The organism is Pantoea sp. X-Soil-ISGK-275, assembly GCF_059730795.1.
In genome coordinates this window covers 2,902,268-2,927,461 of sequence record NZ_AP035976.1, presented here as the reverse complement: position 1 = coordinate 2,927,461, position 25,194 = coordinate 2,902,268, and the positions used below count along the sequence as shown (strand labels likewise).

General features: G+C 53.4%; 22 protein-coding genes. 17 read left to right on the top strand and 5 right to left on the bottom strand.

Translation table 11 applies throughout. From position 1 onward, the window contains the following. Positions 1 to 13: 13 nt before the first annotated feature. Entirely contained in the window at positions 14 to 613 is a 600-nt protein-coding gene (gene yfbR / locus AC6I8A_RS13600; RefSeq protein ID WP_008105157.1) for a 5'-deoxynucleotidase, read from the bottom strand. A gap of 70 nt (positions 614 to 683) precedes the next feature. Next, a complete protein-coding gene (locus tag AC6I8A_RS13595; RefSeq protein ID WP_256696970.1) occupies positions 684 to 1,901 on the bottom strand; it encodes a pyridoxal phosphate-dependent aminotransferase in 1,218 nt (405 codons plus the stop codon). A gap of 969 nt (positions 1,902 to 2,870) precedes the next feature. On the opposite strand from AC6I8A_RS13595, the gene lrhA reads away from it, so the two are divergent. The 15 genes from lrhA (at position 2,871) to AC6I8A_RS13520 (ending at position 20,130) form a co-directional block, all read left to right on the top strand. Next, positions 2,871 to 3,794 carry a transcriptional regulator LrhA gene (lrhA, locus tag AC6I8A_RS13590; protein ID WP_007889314.1) on the top strand — a complete coding sequence of 308 codons (924 nt, stop codon included), beginning with the start codon at positions 2,871 to 2,873 and terminating at the stop codon, positions 3,792 to 3,794. A gap of 660 nt (positions 3,795 to 4,454) precedes the next feature. Then, positions 4,455 to 4,898 carry an NADH-quinone oxidoreductase subunit A gene (locus tag AC6I8A_RS13585; protein ID WP_007889316.1) on the top strand — a complete coding sequence of 148 codons (444 nt, stop codon included), beginning with the start codon at positions 4,455 to 4,457 and terminating at the stop codon, positions 4,896 to 4,898. A 15-nt stretch (positions 4,899 to 4,913) separates the two neighbouring features. Beyond that, positions 4,914 to 5,594: a NuoB/complex I 20 kDa subunit family protein gene (locus AC6I8A_RS13580; protein WP_008105151.1), complete on the top strand. Its 681-nt coding sequence runs from the start codon at positions 4,914 to 4,916 to the stop codon at positions 5,592 to 5,594. Between the two features lie 116 nt (positions 5,595 to 5,710). Beyond that, positions 5,711 to 7,510 (top strand): NADH-quinone oxidoreductase subunit C/D, encoded by a 1,800-nt coding sequence (nuoC, locus tag AC6I8A_RS13575; RefSeq protein ID WP_008105149.1) that lies wholly within the window; start codon positions 5,711 to 5,713, stop codon positions 7,508 to 7,510. A 2-nt stretch (positions 7,511 to 7,512) separates the two neighbouring features. Further along, positions 7,513 to 8,028 carry an NADH-quinone oxidoreductase subunit NuoE gene (nuoE, locus tag AC6I8A_RS13570; protein ID WP_008105146.1) on the top strand — a complete coding sequence of 172 codons (516 nt, stop codon included), beginning with the start codon at positions 7,513 to 7,515 and terminating at the stop codon, positions 8,026 to 8,028. Positions 8,029 to 8,030: 2 nt separating this feature from the next. Continuing rightward, the gene (gene nuoF / locus AC6I8A_RS13565) at positions 8,031 to 9,371 is read left to right on the top strand and encodes an NADH-quinone oxidoreductase subunit NuoF (protein ID WP_176519213.1); all 1,341 of its coding nucleotides are present in this window, start codon (positions 8,031 to 8,033) and stop codon (positions 9,369 to 9,371) included. 103 nt (positions 9,372 to 9,474) lie between these two features. Beyond that, on the top strand, positions 9,475 to 12,198 hold the full coding sequence (gene nuoG, locus AC6I8A_RS13560; RefSeq protein WP_265300486.1) for an NADH-quinone oxidoreductase subunit NuoG: 2,724 nt from the start codon (positions 9,475 to 9,477) through the stop codon (positions 12,196 to 12,198). After that, positions 12,195 to 13,172: an NADH-quinone oxidoreductase subunit NuoH gene (gene nuoH / locus AC6I8A_RS13555; protein ID WP_008105140.1), complete on the top strand. Its 978-nt coding sequence runs from the start codon at positions 12,195 to 12,197 to the stop codon at positions 13,170 to 13,172. Before nuoG ends, nuoH begins: the two co-directional genes overlap by 4 nt. Positions 13,173 to 13,183: 11 nt before the next feature. Further along, positions 13,184 to 13,726: an NADH-quinone oxidoreductase subunit NuoI gene (gene nuoI / locus AC6I8A_RS13550; protein ID WP_007889332.1), complete on the top strand. Its 543-nt coding sequence runs from the start codon at positions 13,184 to 13,186 to the stop codon at positions 13,724 to 13,726. A 10-nt stretch (positions 13,727 to 13,736) separates the two neighbouring features. Beyond that, positions 13,737 to 14,288: an NADH-quinone oxidoreductase subunit J gene (gene nuoJ / locus AC6I8A_RS13545; protein WP_008105138.1), complete on the top strand. Its 552-nt coding sequence runs from the start codon at positions 13,737 to 13,739 to the stop codon at positions 14,286 to 14,288. Beyond that, the gene (gene nuoK / locus AC6I8A_RS13540) at positions 14,285 to 14,587 is read left to right on the top strand and encodes an NADH-quinone oxidoreductase subunit NuoK (protein WP_007889334.1); all 303 of its coding nucleotides are present in this window, start codon (positions 14,285 to 14,287) and stop codon (positions 14,585 to 14,587) included. Before nuoJ ends, nuoK begins: the two co-directional genes overlap by 4 nt. Beyond that, on the top strand, positions 14,584 to 16,419 hold the full coding sequence (nuoL, locus tag AC6I8A_RS13535) for an NADH-quinone oxidoreductase subunit L (protein ID WP_179450028.1): 1,836 nt from the start codon (positions 14,584 to 14,586) through the stop codon (positions 16,417 to 16,419). The genes nuoK and nuoL overlap by 4 nt, the downstream gene beginning before the upstream one ends. 84 nt (positions 16,420 to 16,503) lie before the next feature. Further along, the gene (gene nuoM, locus AC6I8A_RS13530; RefSeq protein ID WP_036648497.1) at positions 16,504 to 18,024 is read left to right on the top strand and encodes an NADH-quinone oxidoreductase subunit M; all 1,521 of its coding nucleotides are present in this window, start codon (positions 16,504 to 16,506) and stop codon (positions 18,022 to 18,024) included. A 6-nt stretch (positions 18,025 to 18,030) separates the two neighbouring features. Then, entirely contained in the window at positions 18,031 to 19,488 is a 1,458-nt protein-coding gene (gene nuoN, locus AC6I8A_RS13525; protein ID WP_008105131.1) for an NADH-quinone oxidoreductase subunit NuoN, read from the top strand. A 189-nt stretch (positions 19,489 to 19,677) separates the two neighbouring features. Then, entirely contained in the window at positions 19,678 to 20,130 is a 453-nt protein-coding gene (locus AC6I8A_RS13520) for a GNAT family N-acetyltransferase (RefSeq protein ID WP_265300492.1), read from the top strand. 29 nt (positions 20,131 to 20,159) lie between these two features. Here AC6I8A_RS13520 and AC6I8A_RS13515 read toward each other — a convergent pair whose 3' ends face one another. After that, positions 20,160 to 21,818 (bottom strand): glucan biosynthesis protein D, encoded by a 1,659-nt coding sequence (locus AC6I8A_RS13515; RefSeq protein ID WP_265300494.1) that lies wholly within the window; start codon positions 21,816 to 21,818, stop codon positions 20,160 to 20,162. A 291-nt stretch (positions 21,819 to 22,109) separates the two neighbouring features. Here AC6I8A_RS13515 and elaB point away from each other — a divergent pair, with 291 nt between their 5' ends. After that, positions 22,110 to 22,418, top strand: coding sequence for a stress response protein ElaB (elaB, locus tag AC6I8A_RS13510; RefSeq protein ID WP_497818670.1), 309 nt, complete (start codon positions 22,110 to 22,112; stop codon positions 22,416 to 22,418). 145 nt (positions 22,419 to 22,563) lie between these two features. Further along, positions 22,564 to 23,760 carry a nicotinamide mononucleotide deamidase-related protein YfaY gene (locus tag AC6I8A_RS13505; RefSeq protein WP_497818669.1) on the top strand — a complete coding sequence of 399 codons (1,197 nt, stop codon included), beginning with the start codon at positions 22,564 to 22,566 and terminating at the stop codon, positions 23,758 to 23,760. Positions 23,761 to 23,796: 36 nt separating this feature from the next. Here the strand turns inward: AC6I8A_RS13505 and yfaE are convergent, their stop codons facing one another. Together yfaE and nrdB are read right to left on the bottom strand one after the other, a co-directional pair. Then, entirely contained in the window at positions 23,797 to 24,057 is a 261-nt protein-coding gene (gene yfaE / locus AC6I8A_RS13500; RefSeq protein WP_008105122.1) for a class I ribonucleotide reductase maintenance protein YfaE, read from the bottom strand. 2 nt (positions 24,058 to 24,059) lie between these two features. Further along, positions 24,060 to 25,190: a class Ia ribonucleoside-diphosphate reductase subunit beta gene (gene nrdB, locus AC6I8A_RS13495; RefSeq protein ID WP_007889356.1), complete on the bottom strand. Its 1,131-nt coding sequence runs from the start codon at positions 25,188 to 25,190 to the stop codon at positions 24,060 to 24,062. Between the last annotated feature and the right edge of the window lie 4 nt (positions 25,191 to 25,194).

Genomic DNA, 25,194 nt, shown 5'->3' with positions numbered 1-25,194 from the left:
GCGGCCCGTTTTTTTACAGCGGCGTGTCTTGTGATATTTCATCCAGCGACAGGCTAAAGCTGGGAATAAAGACCTCAACAAAATAATCCATTTCCGGTGAACGCCGTTGGGTGAGGGTTTTTTCCAGGCGTGCTTTGGCCAGCAGAAACTCGTTATTACCTGCCGATAATTCTTCCAGACACTTCACGTAGGCGCAAAGTGCATCCGCCTGCTTCACCACGGATTGCTCACTTTCGGTATGCAAATGTTCATCAATCAGCGGGCGATAAGCGTCCTGCAGTTCAGGCGGCAGCATATCAATGAGCTTCTGCTGCGCAATTTTCTCGATCTTTTTGTATTCGTGGGCAATCTGTGCGTTGTAGTACTTCACCGGCGTCGGTAAATCACCGGTCAGCACTTCGCTGGCATCGTGATAAAGCGCCAGCATGGCAATACGCTCGGCATTGAGATTGCCGTTAAACTTTTTGTTTTTGATGATGGCGAGCGCATGAGCAACCATCGCCACCTGCAAGCTATGCTCGGAGACGTTTTCAGTGCGCACATTGCGCATCAATGGCCAGCGGTTGATTAGTTTGAGGCGGGAAAGGTGGGCGAAAAAATGGCTACGAGTCATGGACGGTTCCTGTTCGCACGGCGGGGAAGATATCTTTTCCCCGAAATGCGAACAGTATACGCGTCACAATTTACTGGCGATACCCTTGTAAGAAACGACCAAACTTGCTGACGGCCATTTCCAAATCGTCCACGCGCGGCAGCGTAACAATGCGCACGTGATCCGGCCACGGCCAGTTGAACGCGGTGCCCTGAACCAACAGCACTTTCTCTTGCAACAGGAAATCCAGCACCATCTTCTGATCGTCAAAGATGTTGAATTTCCTGGCATCAATTCGCGGGAACATGTACAGCGCACCTTGCGGCTTCACACAGCTGACGCCTGGAATATCATTAATTAATTCCCACGCACGCTGACGCTGTTCATACAAACGGCCGCCGGGCGCGATGAATTCACTAATACTTTGATAACCACCCAGCGCGGTCTGAATCGCATGTTGTGCCGGAACGTTGGCACACAGGCGCATCGACGCCAGCATTTCCAGCCCTTCAATGTAACCTTTTGCGTGTTTCTTCGGACCGTTCAAAACCATCCAGCCCTGACGGAAGCCCGCCACGCGATAGGTTTTCGATAAGCCGTTAAAGGTCACGGTCAGCAGATCAGGGGCCAGCGCAGCAATTGAATGATGTTGTGCTTCGTCGTAGAGAATCTTGTCGTAGATTTCATCGGCGAAAATAATCAGATTGTGCTGGCGCGCAATTTCAACAATCTCCAGCAACAACTCTTTGCTGTAAACCGCGCCGGTCGGGTTATTCGGATTAATGATGACAATGCCACGGGTGCGCGGGGTGATCTTGCTACGGATATCATCCAGATCAGGGAACCAACCTGCTGATTCATCACACAGATAATGCACCGCTTTGCCACTCGACAGCGAAACGGCGGCGGTCCACAGCGGATAATCCGGTGCAGGTACCAGCATTTCATCGCCGCTGTTGAGCAATGCCTGCATCGCTTGCACAATCAGTTCAGATACGCCGTTACCAATATAGATGTCTTCAACGGTGACATCGCGCATGTCACGCGCCTGGTAATGCTGCATGATCGCCTTACGCGCCGAATACAGCCCTTTAGAGTCGCAATAACCCTGCGAGCTCGGCAGATTGCGAATGACATCGACCAGGATTTCATCAGGTGCTTCAAAACCAAATGGGGCAGGGTTGCCGATATTCAGCTTGAGAACTTTGTTGCCTTCTTCTTCAAGACGTTTAGCTTCTTTCAGTACCGGACCACGGATGTCATAACAGACATTTTCCAGCTTGCCGGATTTATCAATTTGAAAATTCATCGTTACCGCCTTTATGGGCAGAGTCCTTTAACCTGCCACCAAAAATCAAACTCGCCCAATTTACTCTTCTCACCTCAACAAAAGAAGGGCACCGCTGGGTTTTGGCGCGTTTGCCATTCTTTCCCGCTTCGCATGGCGTAAAAGTCATTGAAAATCAATTAATCTGGTTTATTAGTCCACAAATGTGAAGAATGATAAGATTAAACACTGGTAAGCTGTGCCTGACGTGTAAATGCCTTCTTCCATTCGCATCCGGGACTATTCAGAAATTTTTCAGTCACAATTGGCTTAAAAAAATATTAGCGACCAGACGAAATAGTTAAAGGATTCTTGTTAGATGGCGAAAAAGTGTCTGGTAAGGATTAAGTTCTGGCTGGCGTATTAAAATGAAGTGCATTCTTATTCACTTATCAAGGGCGAGATTGAGCGTCAGTAACGGACCTAATATCGTGTAAAACAGTCTTAAAATAGCATTTACACTGTCACTTTAACGCTGATGCTCAAGATTCAGAACCTGCAGGGCTTAAAAAAAGAGCAGCGTTATGGCAGGATCTGTGCGGAAAGGCTTTTGGTCAAAAATTGCGATGTTTTGAACAAAAACATTTCCATTTATAACGTAAAAATGATTAAGTATAATTTATTATTTGATGCACTTTATCGCTTCGCATCTACATAACATGATGTTATTTCTTTTTAGCCCGCAGGGACTTTACGCGGGATACATAGACAACTACGCAGCTTCCAGCACCTGTACGACATACGTTTTCGGCCCAGAAGTTCTGCTGTCTATAATGACGACGCTGCTCTGATCTCAGAGTGGTGCGATCGTCGGCATCCGCCTGACAAAATTTTTTCATGGCAGCTCCACACAGGGCTGTCATTAAGCACCATTGCCTCTTATCTCTTTGATAAGTCGGGTAATACACCAGGGTAGTAGTTTTAAAAAAATCTTATAAGTGAAGAAAAAACATGACTAATGCAAATCGTCCGATACTGAATCTCGACCTCGATCTGCTGCGTACATTCGTTGCCGTTGCCGATCTGAACACTTTTGCAGCAGCCGCTGCCGCCGTGTGCAGAACGCAGTCAGCAGTGAGCCAGCAGATGCAACGTCTGGAACAATTGGTAGGTAAAGAGCTGTTTGCCAGACATGGACGTAATAAATTGCTGACGGAGCATGGCATTCAACTGCTGGGTTACGCCAGGAAAATCCTTCGTTTTAATGACGAAGCTTGCACCTCTTTAATGTACAGCAACATCCAGGGCGTTCTGACCATTGGCGCTTCAGATGATACCTCAGATACCATTCTGCCGTTCCTGCTTAACCGCGTAACGTCGGTCTATCCGAAGCTGGCCATTGATGTGCGTGTTAAGCGCAACCCGTTCATGATGGAAATGCTTAATCAAGGTGAAGTCGATCTGGTTGTGACGACGTCCAGCCCAGGAAACTTTACTCATCAGGTACTGCGTACTTCGCCAACGTTGTGGTACTGCGCGGCAGATTATATCTTCCAGCGCGGGGAAGCCATTCCTTTGGTCCTGCTGGATGAGCCAAGCCCGTATCGCGATATGGCGATTGATCACCTCAACGAAGCTGGCATTCCGTGGCGCATCTCGTATGTTGCCTCTACGCTGGCTGCCGTTCGTGCGGCGGTTAAAGCGGGCTTGGGTGTGACAGCGCGTCCGGTCGAGATGATGAGCCCAGAATTGCGAGTGATGGGCGCGGCAGAAGGTTTGCCAGTGCTACCGGATACTCAATATCTGCTGTGCCGCAATCCAGACAGCGATAACGAACTGGCTCTGGCCATCTTCAATGCCATGCAGTCTACCAATGATCCTTACAATCTGAGCGCTAATCCAGACGGTACTTTGCTGCTGGATGACGAAGAGTAAGGGCTACAGTTGCTGGTAATTCCTCGCATATGGAATACCGGTTAATTGTTAAAACGTATAAAAACGAGTCTTAGCGAGATAATTACCCGCTAAGGCTTTTTTTATGCCATTAAACTTTTCATTTTAGATGTAATTCCCTCGACTTTATTTCGACCTCATTCTTAAATATGAAACACGTTCCATTTTTATCCAACTTGGAATGGTTTTATCAATTCGTGCCAACTTTTCCGGGGCACTTGCCCGTCCTCTTCGCTGTTTTTTGCAGCATAAAACCCAGTTATGTGCTTTAGATCAAAAAAATACCCCTGATAAGGGGGGGGAATCTCGGGCGAGACCTGTCAAAATATGATTGTTAAATGCACGATCCACGCATGTGAATACCCGCTACACTAAAATTAACCTCACAAACTGAAGCGATTTAGCTGGCGCTCAGAGGGTTGAATGTTAATAATATGATGCAGCTGTAAAATAATGTTTGGATACTTTTGTCAAAGTTGACAAAAGGTTATAGAAAGGAGTAAAAACCCCTATAAAATTGCTGCTTTATTGCTAATGACAGCAAAATTTATAAGGTTTTTTATCCTTCCCTTGAATCGATGTGGTGTGTTTGCTGCAACAGAGCAGGATGCCATCACCACTTTTGATGAGTAAGCAAAGAGTATGTCGACAACTACAGAAGTGATCGCTCATCACTGGGCATTTATTGTTTTTATCGTTATCGCATTCGGCCTGTGTGCCTTTATGTTGACCGGTGGCTGGTTGTTAGGTGGTCGCGCGCGTGCGCGACACAAAGACACTCCGTTCGAATCGGGTATTGAGTCGGTTGGTGACACTCATATTCGCCTCTCTGCAAAATTCTATCTGGTTGCGATGTTCTTCGTCATATTCGACGTCGAAGCCCTCTATTTATACGCATGGTCGACGTCCATTCGCGAAAGCGGTTGGGTCGGCTTTGTCGAAGCCGCAATTTTCATTTTGGTGCTCTTGGCAGGCCTGGTTTATCTGGTGCGCATTGGTGCGCTGGATTGGGCTCCTGCGCGTCGTCGCGTAGTGGTCAAATCTGTCCCGGTCAGTCACAGCCACACCAACCCTCATAAGCAGTAAAAGCGAGGCAATAAGATGGACTACACGCTGACACGCGTAGACCCGAACGGGGGCGGCGATAACGATCGTTATCCTCTGCAGAAACAGGAAACGGTTACCGATCCGCTGGAACAACATGTTCACCGCAGCGTCTACATGGGCAAGCTCGAGCACGCCCTGCATGACATGGTGAACTGGGGTCGTAAAAATTCTCTCTGGCCGTATAACTTCGGCCTTTCCTGTTGCTACGTGGAAATGACCACCTCCTTCACCGCGGTGCACGACGTGGCACGTTTTGGTGCCGAAGTAATGCGCGCCTCGCCACGTCAGGCTGACTTCATGGTGATCGCCGGTACGCCATTTACCAAAATGGCGCCGGTTATTCAGCGTTTATATGACCAGATGCTGGAGCCGAAATGGGTGATTTCCATGGGCGCTTGCGCTAACTCGGGTGGCATGTACGACATCTACTCGGTGGTGCAGGGCGTGGATAAATTTCTGCCGGTTGACGTGTACATTCCCGGCTGCCCGCCGCGTCCAGAAGCGTATATGCAGGCGTTGTTGCTGCTGCGCGAGTCGATTGGTAAAGAGCGTCGTCCACTGTCGTGGGTGGTCGGTGATCAGGGGGTTTATCGCGCCAATATGCAGCCAGAGCGTGAAAGAAAGCGTGGCGAGCGTATTGCCGTCACCAACCTGAGATCGCCAGACGAAGTTTAAGCTTCCCGTACACGGATGGAGCCACGGCCACAGCAGAACATCACAATTTAATGTGCGCCGCCATCCTGACGCCTTCTTTTGAGCGCCTGATTACAGGCCGGAATGGTGAGTAACGTATGACTGATTTAACCACGCAAGACCTCGCACAGCCTTCATGGCAAACCCGCGATCACCTGGATGACCCAGTGGTCGGCGAGCTGCGTAACCGTTTTGGGCCGGATGCCTTTACCGTTCAGGCTACCCGCACCGGGATTCCGGTTGTCTGGGTAAAGCGTGAACAGCTATTAGAAATTGTTGAATTCCTGCGCAAGCTGCCAAAGCCATATGTCATGTTGTATGACCTACACGGTTTTGATGAGCGCTTACGCACTAACCGCGCCGGTTTGCCCGCCGCGGATTTTTCCGTTTTCTATCACCTGCTTTCAATTGAACGCAACCGCGACATCATGCTCAAGGTTGCTTTATCTGAAAACGATTTGAATGTGCCAACCATCACCAAAATTTTCGCCAACGCCAACTGGTATGAGCGTGAAACCTGGGAGATGTTTGGCATCACTTTCAATGGTCACCCGCACCTGACGCGCATCATGATGCCGCAGACGTGGGAAGGCCATCCGCTGCGTAAAGATTACCCGGCGCGTGCCACCGAGTTCGATCCCTTCGAACTGACCAAGCAGAAAGAAGATCTGGAAATGGAGGCGCTGACCTTTAAGCCTGAAGATTGGGGCATGAAGCGCAGTACCACCAATGAGGACTTCATGTTCCTCAACCTCGGTCCAAACCACCCCTCTGCGCACGGTGCTTTCCGTATCATTCTGCAGTTGGATGGTGAAGAGATCGTCGATTGCGTTCCCGATGTCGGCTACCACCATCGTGGTGCTGAGAAGATGGGCGAGCGCCAATCCTGGCACAGCTACATTCCGTACACCGACCGTATCGAGTACCTTGGCGGCTGCGTAAATGAAATGCCTTACGTGCTGGCGGTGGAAAAACTGGCTGGCATCACCGTGCCGGATCGCGTCAATGTGATTCGAGTCATGCTGTCCGAGCTGTTCCGCATCAACAGCCATCTGCTCTATATCTCCACCTTTATTCAGGACGTCGGCGCGATGACGCCGGTGTTCTTCGCCTTTACCGACCGTCAGAAAATTTATGACGTGGTGGAAGCGATTACCGGTTTCCGTATGCACCCGGCGTGGTTCCGCATCGGCGGCGTAGCGCATGACCTGCCGAAAGGCTGGGAACGATTGCTGCGTGACTTCCTCGACTGGATGCCGAAGCGTCTGAAAGAGTATGACAAAGCCGCCCTGCGCAATACCGTGTTGATGGGCCGTTCGCAAGGCGTTGCGGCGTATAATATGGATGAAGCTCTAGCGTGGGGCACCACCGGCGCTGGTTTGCGTGCCACCGGTTTAGATTTTGACGTGCGTAAATGGCGTCCGTATTCAGGCTACGAAAACTTCGATTTCGAGATTCCGGTTGGCGCTGGCATCAGTGATGCGTATACCCGCGTTCAGCTGAAAATGGAAGAGATGTGGCAGTCACTGCGCATCCTGGAACAGTGCCTGAACAACATGCCTGAAGGCCCGTTCAAAGCGGATCATCCGCTGACAACGCCGCCGCCGAAAGAGCGCACGCTGCAGCACATTGAAACCCTGATCACTCACTTCCTGCAGGTTTCGTGGGGCCCAATCATGCCGGCTAACGAATCCTTCCAGATGATTGAAGCGACTAAAGGGATCAACAGTTACTACCTGACCAGCGATGGCAGCACCATGAGCTATCGCACCCGCGTGCGTACGCCGAGCTTCCCGCACCTGCAGCAGATCCCATCGGTGATCCGCGGCAGCCTGGTATCCGACTTGATCGTTTACCTCGGTAGTATCGATTTTGTTATGTCAGACGTGGACCGCTAACTATGCACGATCAAAAAATTGCTATTCACACCATCGACCCTACAGAGGTCTTCGTGCTGAGCGAGGCCGAGCACCACGCTATCGAGCACGAGAAACACCATTACGAAGATGCACGCGCTGCTTCGATCGAAGCGTTGAAGATCGTGCAGAAACAGCGCGGTTGGGTGCCAGATGGCGCGATTAACGCCATCGCCGACGTTCTGGGCATTCCTGCCAGTGATGTTGAAGGTGTGGCGACGTTCTATAGCCAAATTTACCGCACGCCGGTTGGCCGTCACGTCATTCGCTACTGTGACAGCGTGGTGTGCCATATCACGGGTTATCAGGGGATTCAGGATGCGCTGGAGCAGAAGCTGAACATCAAGCCGGGCCAAACCACGGCGGATGGTCGTTTTACGCTGCTGCCCACTTGCTGCCTCGGTAACTGCGATAAAGGGCCAACCATGATGGTGGATGAAGATACCCACGTTCATCTGACGCCTGAAGGCATCGCCAACTTGCTGGAGCAGTATCAATGACCATTAAACAGATCATTCGTACTGCCGAAACGCATCCGCTGACCTGGCGTCTTCGTGACGACAAGCAGCCGATCTGGATCGATGAATATCGCAGTAAAAACGGGTATGTCGGCGCAGAAAAAGCGCTGAAAGATTTTAGCCAGGACGAAATCGTCGCGGCGGTCAAAGACTCGGGTCTGAAAGGCCGAGGTGGCGCAGGCTTTAACACCGGCCTGAAGTGGAGCCTGATGCCGAAAGACGAATCCATGAACATCCGTTACCTGCTGTGTAACGCCGATGAAATGGAACCGGGCACGTATAAAGACCGCTTGCTGATGGAGCAATTGCCGCACCAGTTGGTGGAAGGCATGCTGATCAGTGCGTTCGCGCTGAAAGCTTATCGTGGCTACATCTTCTTACGTGGTGAGTACATCGAAGCGGCCGTCAATCTGCGTCGCGCGATTGCCGAAGCCACTGAGGCGGGCTACCTCGGCAAGAATATTCTTGGCACCGGTTTTGATTTCGAGCTGATCGTCCACACCGGCGCAGGTCGTTATATCTGCGGTGAAGAGACAGCGCTGATCAACTCGCTGGAAGGACGTCGTGCCAACCCACGCTCTAAGCCGCCATTCCCGGCCAGTGCCGGCGTGTGGGGCAAGCCGACCTGCGTTAACAACGTGGAGACGCTGTCGAACGTGCCTGCCATCTTCCTTAACGGCGTTGACTGGTACAAAAACATCTCTACCAGCGAAGACACCGGCACCAAAATGATGGGCTTTTCTGGACGCGTGAAAAATCCTGGCGTTTGGGAATTGCCGTTCGGTACCACCGCGCGTGAAATCCTCGAGGATTACGCCGGCGGCATGCGCGATGGCTTGAAATTCAAAGCCTGGCAGCCAGGCGGCGCAGGAACTGACTTCCTTACCGATCAGCACCTCGATCTGCCGATGGAATTTGCCAGCATTGGTAAAGCCGGTAGCCGTTTAGGTACGGCGCTGGCGATGGCGGTTGATCACGAAATCAACATGGTTTCGTTGGTGCGTAACCTGGAAGAGTTCTTTGCGCGCGAATCCTGCGGCTGGTGTACGCCGTGCCGCGATGGCTTGCCATGGAGCGTGAAGATCCTGCGTGCGCTGGAGCAGAAGAAAGGTCAGCCGGGTGATATCGAAACCCTGCAGCAACTCTGCCGTCAGCTTGGCCCAGGTAAAACCTTCTGTGCCCACGCACCGGGCGCCGTCGAGCCATTGCAGAGCGCGATTAAATATTTCCGTGAAGAGTTTGAAGCTGGCATTGCGCCGCAGGTGTTTGGCAATACCCGAGCCATCGGCGGTATTCAGCCGAACCTGCTGAAAGCGCGCTGGTAATCAGCCGCCGTACACGGAACTCACCTCACGCAGAAATGGCGTGGGGAAAGAATTAGATGTTTAACGCTCGTCCTAGGGCGAGCCTTACGGAAGCATGTTCACTATGGCTACAATCCATGTAGACGGTAAAGAATATGATGTGAACGGGGCGGACAACCTGCTGCAGGCGTGTCTCTCTCTGGGCCTTGATATTCCTTATTTTTGCTGGCATCCGGCGCTGGGAAGCGTAGGGGCCTGCCGCCAGTGCGCGGTGAAGCAATTCCAGAATGCCGAAGATACCCGCGGTCGCCTTGTCATGTCCTGCATGACTCCAGCGTCAGACGGCACCTTTATTTCCATCGACGATGGCGAAGCCAAAGAGTTTCGTGAAAGTGTGGTGGAATGGCTGATGACTAACCATCCGCACGACTGTCCGGTGTGCGAAGAGGGCGGTAACTGCCATCTGCAAGATATGACGGTAATGACCGGACACAGTTTCCGTCGTTATCGCTTCACTAAACGTACCCACCAGAATCAGGATCTCGGCCCGTTCATTTCGCATGAAATGAACCGCTGTATCGCCTGCTATCGCTGCGTGCGTTACTACAAAGATTATGCCGACGGCAAAGATCTCGGCGTTTATGGCGCTCACGACAACGTCTACTTTGGTCGCCCGGAAGATGGCACGCTGGAAAGCGAATTCTCCGGTAACCTGGTGGAAATCTGTCCGACCGGCGTATTTACCGATAAAACGCACTCCGAACGCTATAACCGTAAATGGGATATGCAGTTCGCGCCAAGCATCTGCCAGCAGTGCAGCGTGGGTTGTAACACCAGCCCAGGCGAGCGCTATGGCGAATTGCGTCGTATCGAAAACCGTTACAACGGCACCGTAAACCACTATTTCCTGTGCGATCGCGGTCGTTTCGGTTACGGCTACGTCAACCGCAAAGATCGTCCACGTCATCCGGTACAGCAACGCGGCAACGATTGGGTCAGCCTGAATGCTGAACAAGCGGTGAATGCGGCGGCGGATGTATTGCGTCGGGCGAAAAAAGTGATCGGTATCGGTTCGCCACGCGCCAGCATTGAAAGTAACTTCGCGTTACGTGAGCTGGTTGGTGCAGCCAACTTCTCAACCGGTATGCCAGCAGGTGAACAGGCTCGCGTTGAGCTGATGCTGAAAGTCCTGCAGGACGGCGGCATCTACACGCCATCACTGCGCGAGATTGAAAGCTACGACGCGGTGCTGGTGCTGGGTGAAGATTTGACTCAGGTTGGCGCGCGTGTGGCGTTGTCTGTGCGTCAGGCAGTTAAAGGCAAAGCACGTGAGATGGCAGCGGCACAGAAAGTGGCTGACTGGCAGATCGCGGCCATCCTTAACATCGGTCAGCATGCCAAACATCCGCTGTTCGTCACCAACGTCGATGAAACCCGCCTGGATGATATCGCTGCATGGAGCTATCGCGCTCCGGTGGAAGATCAGGCGCGTCTCGGCTTCGCGATTGCCAATGCGCTGGATGAAAGTGCGCCAGCAGTCAGCGACTTCGACAGCAAACTCAACGGCAAAGTTGATGTGGTGGTTCAGGCGTTAGCAGGTGCGAAAAAACCGCTGATTATCTCCGGAACCCATTCCGGTAGCATCGCGATGATTGAAGCCGCTGCTAACGTGGCGAAAGCCCTGAAAGCGCGCGGTGCCGATGTCGGTATTACCTTCCTTGCGGGCGCGGCGAACAGTTTTGGCCTCGGCCTGATGGGCGGTCAATCGCTGGATAGCGCGCTGGAACAACTGAGCAAAGGCGAAGCTGATGCGCTGGTGGTGCTGGAAAACGATCTCTATCGTCATGCACCTAAAGCCAACGTCGATGCGGCGCTGAATACTACCGCTAACGTGATTGTGGTTGATCATCAACGCACCGCCACGCTGGAAAAAGCCGGTTTAGTGCTCTCCACCGCCAGCTTCGCGGAAAGCGATGGCACCTCAATCAACCACGAAGGCCGCGCGCAGCGCTTCTTCCAGGTTTATGATCCCGCTTATTACGATGAGAGCGTAGTGATGCTGGAAAGCTGGCGCTGGTTGCGTTCGCTGCACAGCGCGGTTGAAAGCCGTCACATCGACTGGACTCAGCTGGATCACGTGATTGATGCCACCGTTGCGGCGCTGCCACAGCTGAAAGGCATTAAGGGTGCTGCGCCAGACGCCAGCTTCCGTATCCGCGGTCAAAAACTGGCACGTTCACCGCACCGTAACAGTGGCCGTACAGCAATGCGCGCCAACATCAGCGTGCATGAACCGCGTCAGCCGCAAGATAAAGACACCATGTTTGCCTTCTCCATGGAAGGTAACAACCAACCAAGCGCACCGCGTTCGCAGATTCCATTTGCCTGGGCGCCAGGCTGGAACTCACCGCAAGCATGGAACAAGTTTCAGGCTGAAGTGGGCGGCAAACTGCGTCATGGCGATCCAGGCGTACGTCTGTTCGAAGCCAACGATCGCTCGCTTCCGTGGTTTACCGCGATTCCGGAAAGCTTTGTTGAAGGCAGCCAGTGGCGCGTCGCACCTTACTATCAGCTGTTTGGTAGCGAGGAGATGACTCAGCGTTCAACCACCTTCCAGAAACGCATGTCACCAGCCACGCTGGTGATTAACCCGGCTGATGCTGAGAAACTGGGCGTCAATAACGGTGCTTCCGTTGAGCTGGTCTGTGCGGGCGAAACACTGCGCTTGCCGGTACGTTTCTCTGCGTCGTTGCAAGCAGGGCAGGTTGGTTTACCGCTCGGTATGCCGGGTGTGCCGCCGTTCCTCTCAGGTGCGCAAATTGACAAACTGCAGGAGGCCGCGCAATGAGTTGGCTGACACCGGACGTTATTGAAATCCTGATCAACATCGGCAAAGCGCTGGTCATCTTGTTGGTGGTTGTCGGTTGCGGTGCTTTCATGAGTTTTGCCGAGCGTCGTCTGCTCGGCCTGTGGCAGAACCGTTACGGACCGAACCGTGTTGGCTGGGGCGGCTCGCTGCAACTGGCTGCCGACATGATCAAAATGTTCTTTAAAGAGGACTGGGTTCCACCGTTTACCGACCGCTTCATTTTTACGCTGGCACCGGTTATCGCCTTCGTATCGCTGCTGCTGGCCTTCGCCATTGTGCCGGTTTCGCCAACCTGGATGGTCACTGACCTGAACATCGGTCTGCTATTCTTCCTGATGATGGCGGGTCTGGCGGTGTATGCCGTGCTGTTTGCGGGCTGGTCGAGTAACAACAAATACTCGCTGTTGGGTGCGATGCGTGCATCGGCGCAGACGCTGAGCTACGAAGTGTTCCTTGGTTTGTCACTGATGGGCGTGGTGGCGCAAGCTGGCTCGTTCAATATGAATGCCATCGTCGAAAGCCAGGCGCATCTGTGGAACATCATTCCTCAGTTCTTTGGCTTCCTTACCTTCTGCATCGCAGGCGTAGCGGTATGTCACCGTCATCCGTTTGACCAACCTGAAGCAGAGCAGGAGCTGGCGGACGGCTACCATATCGAATACGCCGGTATGAAGTTCGGCCTGTTCTTCGTAGGTGAATACGTGGCAATCACCACCGTATCAGCGTTGATCGTGACGCTGTTCTTCGGTGGCTGGCATGGTCCATTCCTGCCGCCATTCATCTGGTTCGCTCTGAAAACAGCGTTCTTTATGGTGATGTTTATCCTGATTCGTGCTGCGCTGCCGCGTCCACGCTATGACCAGGTGCTGTCGTTCGGCTGGAAAGTGTGTCTGCCGTTGACGCTGTTGAACCTGCTGGCGACCGCCGCAGTGATTCTGTACACCGCGCAGTAAGGGACATTGAGATGACTTTAAAAGATATTGTCGTTGGCTTCGGCACGACAGTGCGCAGTATCTGGATGATAGGCATGCATGCCTTCGCCAAGCGCGAAACCCAAATGTATCCGGAAGAGCCGGTTTATCTGCCGCCACGTTATCGTGGCCGTATCGTGCTGACGCGCGATCCGGACGGCGCAGAACGTTGCGTTGCCTGTAACTTATGTGCGGTAGCGTGTCCTGTCGGCTGTATCTCACTGCAGAAAGCCGAGACGCAGGATGGACGCTGGTATCCCGAGTTCTTCCGCATCAACTTCTCACGCTGCATCTTTTGCGGCCTGTGTGAAGAGGCTTGCCCAACTACCGCGATCCAGCTGACACCCGATTTCGAACTGGGTGAGTTTAAGCGTCAGGATCTGGTTTATGAGAAAGAAGACCTGCTGATTTCCGGTCCGGGTAAATATCCGGAGTACAACTTCTATCGTATGGCTGGTATGGCGATCGACGGAAAAGAGAAGGGCGAAGCGGAAAACGAAGCCAAGCCGATCGACGTCAAAGGGTTGTTACCTTAAGGAGCCAGGTATGGAATTTGCGTTTTATCTTTGCGGACTGGTGGCGGTGTTGACGACGCTGCGCGTCATCACCCACACCAATCCGGTACATGCGCTGCTGTACCTGATCGTTTCGCTGCTGTCGATTGCAGGCGTGTTCTTCTCGATGGGCGCCTACTTTGCCGGTGCGCTGGAAATCATCGTCTACGCGGGCGCCATCATGGTGCTGTTCGTCTTCGTGGTCATGATGTTGAACCTCGGCAAAACCCAGCAGGATCAGGAGCGCGAGTGGTTGAAGCCTTCGCTGTGGATTGGTCCGGGCATCGTCTCTTTGCTGCTGCTGGCGGTAATGATTTACGCGATTAGTACGGCAACCGATCAAGGCATTGATGGCACCGTCATCGACGCGAAAGCAGTCGGTATCAGCTTGTTTGGTCCCTATGTTCTGGCGGTGGAGCTGGCATCAATGCTGCTGCTCGCCGGTCTGGTCGTGGCCTTCCATATTGGACGTGAAGAGCGTCATGGCGAAGTGCTGAGCAATCGTCAAGCTGATGCGCAAGCGAATAAGGAGGATCACGCATGATCCCGTTACAACACGGCCTGATGCTGGCCGCTGTGCTGTTTGTTCTCGGCCTGACCTCCGTGGTGCTGCGTCGTAACATCCTGTTTATGCTGATTGGTCTGGAAATCATGATCAATGCCTCCGCGTTAGCGCTGGTGGTAGCAGGCAGCTATTGGGGACAAGCTGATGGTCAGGTGATGTACATTCTGGCGATCAGCCTTGCGGCGGCGGAAGCGAGTATTGGTCTGGCGCTGTTGCTCCAGCTCTATCGTCGTCGTCAGACGCTGAACATTGACACAGTGAGCGAGATGCGCGGATGAATCTTCTCTATTTAACCGTATTATTTCCGCTAATTGGCTTCCTGCTATTGGCGTTTTCACGCGGTCGCTGGTCGGAGAACCTGTCGGCTGCAATCGGTATGGGTTCTGTTGGTCTTGCAGCATTAACCACTATTTATGCCGGTTTCGATTTCTTCAACCAGGGTCAGCAGCCGTTCACCCAGGCGCTGTGGACCTGGATTCACGTTGGCAACTTCGACATTAAAGTGAATCTGGTGCTGGACGGTCTTTCGCTGACCATGCTGTCCGTCGTCACTGGCGTTGGCTTCTTCATCCACATGTTCGCTTCATGGTACATGCGTGGTGAAGAGGGTTATTCGCGCTTCTTCGCTTACACCAACCTGTTCATTGCGAGCATGGTGGTGTTGGTGCTGGCCGATAACCTGATGCTGATGTATCTCGGCTGGGAAGGCGTGGGCCTGTGCTCATATCTGTTGATTGGCTTCTATTACAGCAATCCAGAGAACGGCAAAGCGGCGATGAAAGCCTTTATCATCACCCGCGTGGGTGATGTGTTCCTCGCTTTCGCCTTGTTCATCCTTTACAACGAGCTGGGCACGCTGAACTTCCGCGAACTGGTTGAACTGGCGCCAGCGCACTTCGCTGCCGACAACCATATGCTGCAGTGGGCAACTCTGATGCTGTTGGGTGGTGCGGTTGGTAAATCTGCACAGCTGCCATTACAAACCTGGCTGGCGGATGCGATGGCCGGTCCAACTCCGGTTTCGGCACTGATTCACGCCGCGACCATGGTGACCGCCGGTGTTTACCTGATTGCACGTACGCACGGTCTGTTCCTGTTAACGCCGGAAGTGCTGCATCTGGTAGGCATCATTGGTGCGATTACCTTGGTGCTGGCAGGTTTTGCGGCGCTGGTGCAAACCGACATCAAACGCGTGCTGGCTTACTCAACGATGAGTCAGATCGGCTACATGTTCCTCGCGCTGGGCGTGCAGGCATGGGACGCGGCGATTTTCCACCTGATGACGCATGCATTCTTCAAAGCCTTGCTGTTCCTCTCTTCAGGCTCAGTCATTCTGGCCTGCCATCACGAGCAGAACATTTTCAAAATGGGCGGCCTGCGTAAAAGCATCCCGCTGGTGTATGTCTGCTTCCTGGTGGGTGGCGCCGCGCTGGCTGCGCTGCCGCTAATCACCGCAGGTTTCTACAGTAAAGATGAAATCCTGTTTGGTGCGATGGCAAATGGCCACATTAATCTGATGGTGGCGGGTCTGGTGGGTGCATTCCTCACCTCGATCTACACCTTCCGCATGATCTTTATCGTGTTCCACGGTGAAGAGAAAATTCATGCTCACGCCGGTAAAGGCATTACACATCACCTGCCACTGATTGTTCTGATGGTGCTCTCCACCTTTATTGGTGCGTTGATTACGCCTCCTCTGGCTGGCGTGCTGCCGCAGAACGAGTTTGGTGAAGGCGGCAAAGTGATGCTGGAAATCACCTCAGGCGTAGTGGCTATCGTCGGTATCCTGATCGCTGCAGCGCTGTGGCTGGGTAAACGTCAGCTGGTGACCAGCATTGCTAACAGTGCGCCGGGTCGTTTCTTCGGCACCTGGTGGTTCGCGGCCTGGGGCTTCGACTGGCTGTATGACAAGGTATTTGTAAAACCTTATCTCGGCATTGCCTGGTTACTGAAAAGCGATCCGCTGAACTCACTGATGAACCTGCCTGCGCTGCTGTCGCGCATTGGTAACAAAGGTTTGGTAGTGAGTGAAAACGGTTATCTGCGCTGGTACGTGGCTTCAATGAGTGTCGGTGCCGTTGTGGTGCTGGCGCTGCTGCTGGTGATTTAAAGATTGATGAGCGGGGCGGGTTCGCTCGCCCAATTAGAATGTCAAAAATTGCCTGAAGTAAGGCAATAAAAAGGGAAGTTCGCCGTGTTATTACCTTGGCTAATAATTATCCCCTTCGTTGGGGGCTTACTCTGCTGGTTGGCAGAGCGCCTCGGCGCAAAGGTACCGCGCTGGATTGCCATGATCACCATGGGCCTGACGCTAGCGCTTGGCCTGCAGCTGTGGTTGCAGGGAGGCTATTCACTGACGCAGGCTGCGGGCATTCCGCAATGGCAATCGACTTTCTCAGTACCGTGGATTCCGCGCTTTGGCATCAACTTCCATCTGGCGATTGATGGTCTGTCGCTGCTGATGGTGGTGCTGACCGGACTGCTCGGTTTGATGGCGGTGCTGTGCTCCTGGAACGAAATTGAGAAATATCAGGGCTTCTTCCACCTCAACCTGATGTGGATTCTCGGTGGTGTGATTGGCGTGTTCCTCTCCATCGACATGTTCCTGTTCTTCTTCTTCTGGGAAATGATGCTGGTGCCGATGTACTTCCTCATCGCACTTTGGGGCCATAAAGCATCCGACGGTAAAACGCGTATCAGCGCGGCAACCAAGTTCTTCATCTACACCCAGGCATCCGGTCTGATCATGTTGGTGTCGATTCTGGCGCTGGTGTTTGTGCACTATAACGCCACTGGCGTTTGGACTTTCAGCTACGAAGAGTTGCTGAAAACGCCGATGTCGCACACCGTTGAGTATCTGCTGATGCTCGGCTTCTTCATTGCCTTTGCGGTAAAAATGCCGGTGGTGCCATTGCACGGTTGGCTGCCAGATGCGCATAGCCAGGCACCAACCGCCGGTTCGGTTGACCTCGCAGGTATCTTGCTGAAAACCGCGGCCTACGGCTTGCTGCGTTTTAGCCTGCCGCTGTTCCCAAATGCGTCAGCAGAGTTCGCACCGATTGCCATGTGGCTCGGTATCATCGGCATCTTCTACGGTGCATGGATGGCGTTCTCCCAGTTCGATATCAAACGTTTGATTGCTTACACCTCGATTTCGCACATGGGTTTCGTGTTGATCGCCATCTACACCGGCAGCCAACTGGCCTTCCAGGGCGCGGTCATTCAGATGATTGCGCACGGTCTTTCTGCTGCGGCATTGTTCATCTTGTGCGGTCAGCTGTATGAGCGTCTGCATACCCGCGACCTTCGTCAGATGGGCGGTCTGTGGTCACGAATCAAATGGATTCCGGGTCTGTCACTGTTCTTTGCGGTTGCAAACCTCGGTATGCCGGGCACCGGTAACTTTGTTGGCGAATTCATGATTCTGACCGGCAGTTTCCAGGTGGTGCCGGTGATTATCGTCATCGCAACCTTTGGTCTGGTGTTTGCTTCGGTTTACTCCCTGATCATGATGCAGCGCGCTTACTTCGGCGAAGCCAAGTCGAAAGATCCGCTGCCAGGCATGTCACCGCGTGAGTTCCTGACTATCGGCGTATTGGTAGTGTTGCTGGTGCTGCTGGGGATTTATCCACAGCCAATCCTCGACACATCCCATGCTGCGATGAGCAATATTCAGCAGTGGTTTACCGCTTCAATTTCAACTACAAGGCCGTAATTCGCCATGACAATAACTCCTCAACATCTGATCGCGTTACTGCCGCTGTTGATCGTCGGATTGACGGTGGTGGTGGTGATGCTGTCCATTGCGTGGCGACGCAATCACTTTGTTAATGCCACGTTGACGGTGATCGGACTTAACATTGCGCTGTTTTCTCTGTGGTTTGTGGGCCAGGCGGGAGCGATGGATGTCACGCCGCTGCTGCGCGTTGATGGCTATTCGATGTTCTATACCGCGCTGGTAGTGCTGGCGAGTTTAGCCACCTGCACTTTCGCTTATCCGTGGCTGGCCGGTTTCCCGGACAACAAAGATGAGTTCTATCTGCTGGTGCTGATTGCAGCACTCGGCGGGATTGTGCTGGCAAGCGCCAACCATCTGGCCGCGCTGTTCATCGGTATCGAACTGCTGTCACTGCCGCTGTTTGGTTTGATTGGTTACGCTTTCCGCCAGAAACGTTCGCTGGAAGCGTCGCTGAAATACACCATTCTTTCAGCGGCGGCCTCATCGTTCCTGCTGTTCGGTATCGCGCTGATTTATGCTGATTCCGGCAGCCTGAGCTTTGTGCAGCTCGGCAAAAGTCTGAGCGATAGCATGATTCAGGAGCCGCTGTTGCTGCTGGGTCTGGGTATGATGATTATCGGTTTGGGCTTCAAACTGTCGCTGGTACCTTTCCACCTGTGGACGCCAGACGTTTATCAGGGTGCGCCTGCGCCGGTTTCAACCTTCCTCGCCACCGCCAGCAAGATCGCCATCTTTGGCGTGATTATGCGCCTGTTCATGTACGCGCCAGTTACAGATAGCGAAGCTGTTCGTACCGTGCTGGGCATCATTGCCTTCGCGTCGATTCTGTTCGGTAACCTGATGGCGATTTCCCAGAGCAACATCAAGCGTCTGCTCGGTTACTCGTCAATCGCGCACCTTGGTTATCTGTTGGTGGCGCTGATTGCGGTGAAAACCCATCAGCTGTCACTGGAAACTGCGGGCGTATATCTGGCCGGTTACCTGTTCAGCAGCCTGGGCGCGTTCGGCGTAGTAAGTCTGATGTCTAGCCCATATCGTGGCCCGGATGCCGACACGCTGTATTCCTATCGCGGCCTGTTCTGGCATCGTCCAATTCTGTCTGCGGTAATGACGGTGATGATGTTGTCACTGGCCGGTATTCCAATGACGCTCGGCTTCATCGGTAAATTCTACGTTATCGCCTCAAGTGTGAACGCACATCTGTGGTGGTTGAGTGGTGCGGTGGTTGCAGGTAGTGCGATTGGTCTTTACTACTATCTGCGCGTAACGGTAAGTCTGTACCTCAGCCCGCCGGAACTGCACAACCGCGACACGCAAGCCAACTGGGCGTTTACGGCGGGCGGTGTTGTGGTGCTGATCTCTGCGATTCTGGTATTGCTGCTCGGTGTTTATCCGCAGCCGCTGATTACACTGGTGCAGATGGCGCAGCCGCTGATGTAATACAGACCCGCGTCATGACTAAATCGGGCCTTCGGGCCTGATTTTTTTTGCCTGCAATTTACTGTGTAGTGAGAGATTGAGCACAGAGTCATCACGAGCTTTTCAGCTGCCGCTGCTGCTCACTGCGTTTGGCCTAGCCGGTGTGATATTCTCAACGAATCACTTTTTTTGCTCAGACAAGGAAGCACCATGGAAATGCTTTGGCTTGATTGCCATCACAGTGAACTGACGGCGCAACAACTCTATACTTTGCTGGCGCTGCGCAATCATGTCTTCATCGTGGAACAAAACTGTCCCTATCAGGATATTGATGGTCAGGATTTAGCCGCTGATAACCGCCACATCTTGGGATTCCTTGACGGTAAGCTGCTGGCCTATGCACGCGTGTTAACGCCAGCTTCAGACTCTGCACCCGTGCTGATTGGTCGTGTGATCGTTTCTGAAGAGGCGCGCGGTTTGAAGCTGGGGTATCGCTTGATGGAGAAGGCGCTTGAGAGCTGCGAGAAGCATTGGTCGCAGCGCGCTATCTATCTCTCTGCGCAGGCACATCTGGAAGGTTTCTACGGTCGTCTGGGCTTTAAAGCGGTAACCGAAGTGTATATGGAAGATGACATTCCCCACATCGGCATGCAGAAAGCATAACGGCGAGGATTGCTCCTCGCCGTTAATCATCAGCCCGGCGTCATCTGCCGGTCATCAACATATTTACGTTGATCCGGCGGTGGCGGGAAGTATTGATAAAGCCAGGTTTCACTCAGCGTCTCATCCTTAGTACGCAGGAACAGGCGCATATCAACCGGTTTGGTTGAGTCGCTGTTCGGATACCAGTCAAACAGAATGCGGTAACCGTTTAATGGCTCGACGTAAAGAATCTCAACCTGCTTGAATGTGCCCTCCGAAACGGTAATCACCGGCTCAATGCCTTTCGGCGCTGCGGCTTTCAGATCGCCGCCAACAAAATCAATCGCAAAACGACGTGACCAGGTTTCCGGGAAGTGTTCGCCTGGCGCCCAACCTTCCGGGAAGCCACCGATACCGGTGCGCGTGGCATCGACACGCGCCAAACCACTGCGCACTGGCGGTAACTGACTCCAGTAGAGTTTGTACTGGAAGTTGAACTCGCTGCCGGCTTTCACCGGTTCTGACGGCTGCCAGAAGCACACCACGTTATCCAGGGTTTCACCGGTGGTTGGAATCTCCATCACGTTAATGGCGCCTTTGCCCCATTTACCAATCGGTTCCACCCACAGGCTTGGACGTTTGTCGTACCAGCCAATCACATCCTGATAATTTTTGAAGTCATGATCCAGCTGCAGCAGGCCAAAACCACGCGGGTTTTCATCCTGATAAGCGTTGAACTGCAAACGCTGCGGGTTGTTCAGCGGACGCGCAATCCACTCGCCTTCACCGGTCCACATCGCCAGACGATCGGAGTCATGGATTTGCGGATGGTAAGTGTTGCACATGCGGCGCTCGTTGGTGCCACAGCTGAACATGCTGGTCATCGGTGCAATGCCGAGCTGGCGAATGTCGTTACGCGCAAACAGGTGGTTTTCCACTTCCATCACCACGCGTTTCTCTTCGCAGTGAATGGTGAACTTATAGGCACCGGTAACGCTCGCGCCATCCAGCAGGGCATAAACTACAAAAGTGGTGTCATCGGCTTTTGGCGTTTCAAACCAGAACGCGGTGAAGTCCGGAAACTCTTCCTTGCCGTTGCTAAAGGTGTTGACCGCCACGCCGCGTGCGGAGAGGCCGTACTGGAAGGTCTCATCAACTGCACGGAAATAGCTGGCGCCGAGGAAAGAGACGATATCTCGGCGCGCCAGTTCTGGCTTCTTAAACGCGCGGAAACCGGCAAAGCCGAGATCGGTTTTACCCACCAGCTGTTTGGTATCAACGTTAGCGTTGTGATAGTTGAACAGCTCCGGGCGGAAGTGGATCTCACGCGCTTCACGGCTGTCGGCATCGACCGAGAACATGCGGATGCGGCGCTTGAAGCCCATACCGACGTGGAAGAATTGCACGTCCAGCTCACGATCGGCAATGTTGTTCCACAGCGAGTGATTAGCATCGTACTGAATTTCGTTATAGGCCTGAGGCGTTAGATTGGCCAGGGTGTCGGGCAAGGGGCCGGGTGCGCCGCCCCAGGGCTGTTTTGCCAGTGCGGAGGCTTTCTTTTTCAATGTATCGAAATCGAAGCGCACCGCGGTACCGTCGGCGATACCATCATCGGCCCAGGCGGATTGTGCAAACAGCGTGGAGAGACCCGTCATGCCGCTAACAGCGGAGAGGGCCATGGACGCTTTCATAAATTTTCTACGATTCATGCCGGAGATCTAATCCTTAGCTGCTCGGGTGTATTTTGACTCTCGTAAGACGAGAAACGTCTGACTACAGGGAGTTACGACAGTCGTGGAAATAAAAAATTCAGTCTGCGGAAAATTTATCAGATTACTCAAATAAGCGAAGCAGAATTCGCGCCGCTCCACCCGGCATGACACAACTTTGCATTGAGATAGACGAAACTCGGTTAAATCCTGGCAGTTGCCGCCCAGCAAAGCTGGAATTTAAGACTATAGTTAAACCACAACGAGTTAGGAACATGGAGGAACTACATAGTGTCATCTTCAAACCAATTTGAAACGCACCTTGACGACGACCTGACGCTGCTGACGGAAACGCTGGAAGCAGTGTTACGCGCATCGGGCGATCCGGCCGACCAGAAATACATCGAGCTGAAACTCAAAGCTGAACAAGCACTGGAAGACGTGAAATCGCGCGTTAGCCAGGCATCAGACAGCTACTACTATCGTGCCAAAAATGCGGCTTACCGTGCCGATGATTATGTGCATGAAAAACCGTGGCAGGGGATTGGCATCGGTGCCGCCGCTGGCCTGTTTGTCGGTTTACTGCTGGCTCGACGTTAAGTTCCAACGGGCGCGACACGCTTCGCGCCCGCTTACTGATTATCCCGCCGCTTATTCCCGCTAAATCCCTGTTTCGCATCATCCGCGATTGTGTTTCGCCTGCGCGCTTCCTACAGTAAAGCGACAGGGAAAAGGAGAACGCAACGTGATACGTGTAGAAATGCTCTCAACGGGCGATGAAGTGTTACATGGGCAGATTGTCGATACCAACGCCGCCTGGCTGGCCGATGTGCTGTTCCAGCACGGTTTGCCGATGACCAGCCGCAGCACCGTCGGTGATGCGATGAGCTCGCTGGTGGAGGCGCTGCAGAGCCGGAGCCAGATTGCAGACGTGCTGATCGTTAACGGTGGTTTAGGACCGACCAGCGACGATCTCAGTGCGCAGGCCGCAGCCATTGCCAGCGGCAGCGAGTTAATCATTCAGCAAGCCTGGCTGGAAAAAATGGAAGCCTGGTTCGCCAGTCGCGGACGCGTGATGGCGCCGAGCAATCGCAAGCAGGCAGAAATTCCCGCCATCGCCGAGATGCTGGATAACCCGGTCGGCACCGCGTGCGGCTTTGCGATGCAGCTCAATCGCTGCTGGATTTTCTTCACGCCTGGTGTGCCGTCGGAATTTAAAGTGATGGTCGAGCAGGAGATCATTCCGCGCCTCAAAGCACACTTTGAATTGCCGGAACCACCGTTGTGTTTACGCCTCACCACCTTTGGCCGTGGCGAGAGCGATATTGCCGCTGAGCTGGAGCCGCTACCGCTGCCGGAAGGCGTGGTGATGGGCTATCGCTCATCAATGCCGATTATCGAAATCAAACTTACTGGACCCGCCAGCCAGCGCGCGGCGATGGAGCAGGTGTGGCAGCAGGTAAAACTGTTGCTGGCGGAGTGCACCATCTTTGAAGGCACCGAAGGTTTACCGGCGCTACTGGCGCGCGAGTTGCAGCAGCGCGGCTTCCAGTTGGCGCTCAGCGAGCAGTTCACCGCCGGTTTGCTTAACTGGCAGCTGGCCGCGGCAGACGTGGCGCTCAGCAAAGCCGAGATTCTGCCGCCGCAGGATGAAGATCTGGAAGCGCAGGTTGCGCGCACGCGTGACTGGGCGAAACAGCAGGGCGCAGCGCTGGCATTGTCGGTGGGACATTTAGTCGAAGGCGAAGTGTCGATTGCGCTGCACACACCCGAAGCGAGCTGGGGCCAACGCGTGAAGTTCACTCATGGACGTCATAATGTGGAAACGCGGCAGAAAGTGGTGGCGATGATGGCGATGAACATGCTGCGTCGCTGGCTGCACGGCAGCGAAGTCAGCACCGGGCACGGCTGGATTGATGTGTTGGAAACCGTGAAACGTTAATTCGTAGGGTCGCCATTCATGGCGACCAACTTAAAATCACAACTCGATCTCAATCTCCCCTTTGGCGCGACAGCAGCACGGCAAAATCTCGCCTTGCTGCACAAACGCCAACGGGGTTTCCGCATAATCCACTTCGCCTTTGAGCAAGCGCATACGGCAAGAGCCGCAGTAGCCTTCGCGACACTGAAACTCAACGCACAGATTATTAGCTTCCAGCGTCGTCAGCAGATTGGGATGATCTTCTGCGCACTCCAGCCGGGAGCCGGAGCTGCGCAGAATAACAACAGAGCGGCTCATGCTTACAGCTGGAAGCCGTCGAAATCGTCTTCGCCCACTTCAGAATCAATCTGACCGACCAAATACGAGCTCACTTCAACTTCCTGCGGGGCAACCTGCACGTTGTCCGACACCAGCCATGAGTTGATCCATGGAATCGGGTTCGAACGCGTCTGGAACGGCAGATCAAGACCGACCGCCTGCATACGAATGTTGGTGATGTACTCAATGTACTGGCACAGAATGTCTTTGTTCAGGCCAATCATCGAACCGCCGCTGAACAGATATTCTGCCCACTCTTTTTCCTGCTCGGCTGCCTTCTTGAACAGGTCGTAGCATTCGTCGCGGCACTCTGCGGCGATGGCTTTCATCTCTGGATCGTCTTCACCGGTGCGCAGCAGGTTCAGCATGTGCTGAGTGCCAGTCAGGTGCAGCGCTTCATCACGTGCAATCAGCTTGATGATTTTGGCGTTACCTTCCATCAGCTCGCGCTCGGCGAAAGCAAATGAACAGGCGAAACTGACGTAGAAGCGAATCGCTTCCAGCGCGTTGACGCTCATCAGGCAGATATAGAGCTGCTTTTTCAGATCGCGCAGGTTCACGGTAACGGTTTTACCGTTGACCTGATGCGTACCTTCGCCCAGCAGATGCCAGTAGCTGGTCATCTCTATCAGATCATCGTAGTACTTCGAGATGTCTTCGGCGCGCGCCAGAATCTGCTCGTTGGTGACGATATCGTCAAATACCACTGCCGGATCGTTAACGATGTTACGGATAATGTGGGTGTAAGAGCGCGAGTGAATGGTCTCGGAGAACGCCCAGGTTTCAATCCAGGTTTCCAGCTCCGGGATGGAAATCAGCGGCAACAGCGCCACGTTCGGGCTACGGCCCTGAATCGAGTCCAGCAGCGTTTGATACTTCAGGTTGCTGATGAAAATGTGCTTTTCATGCTCTGGCAGCGCCTGATAATCGATACGATCGCGCGAGACGTCCACTTCTTCGGGACGCCAGAAGAAGGAGAGCTGCTTTTCAATCAGCTTTTCAAAGATGTCATATTTCTGCTGATCGAAACGGGCAACGTTGACAGACTGGCCAAAGAACATCGGCTCTTTCAGCTGGTCATTTTTGTTCTGCGAGAATGTGGTGTAAGCCATTTTG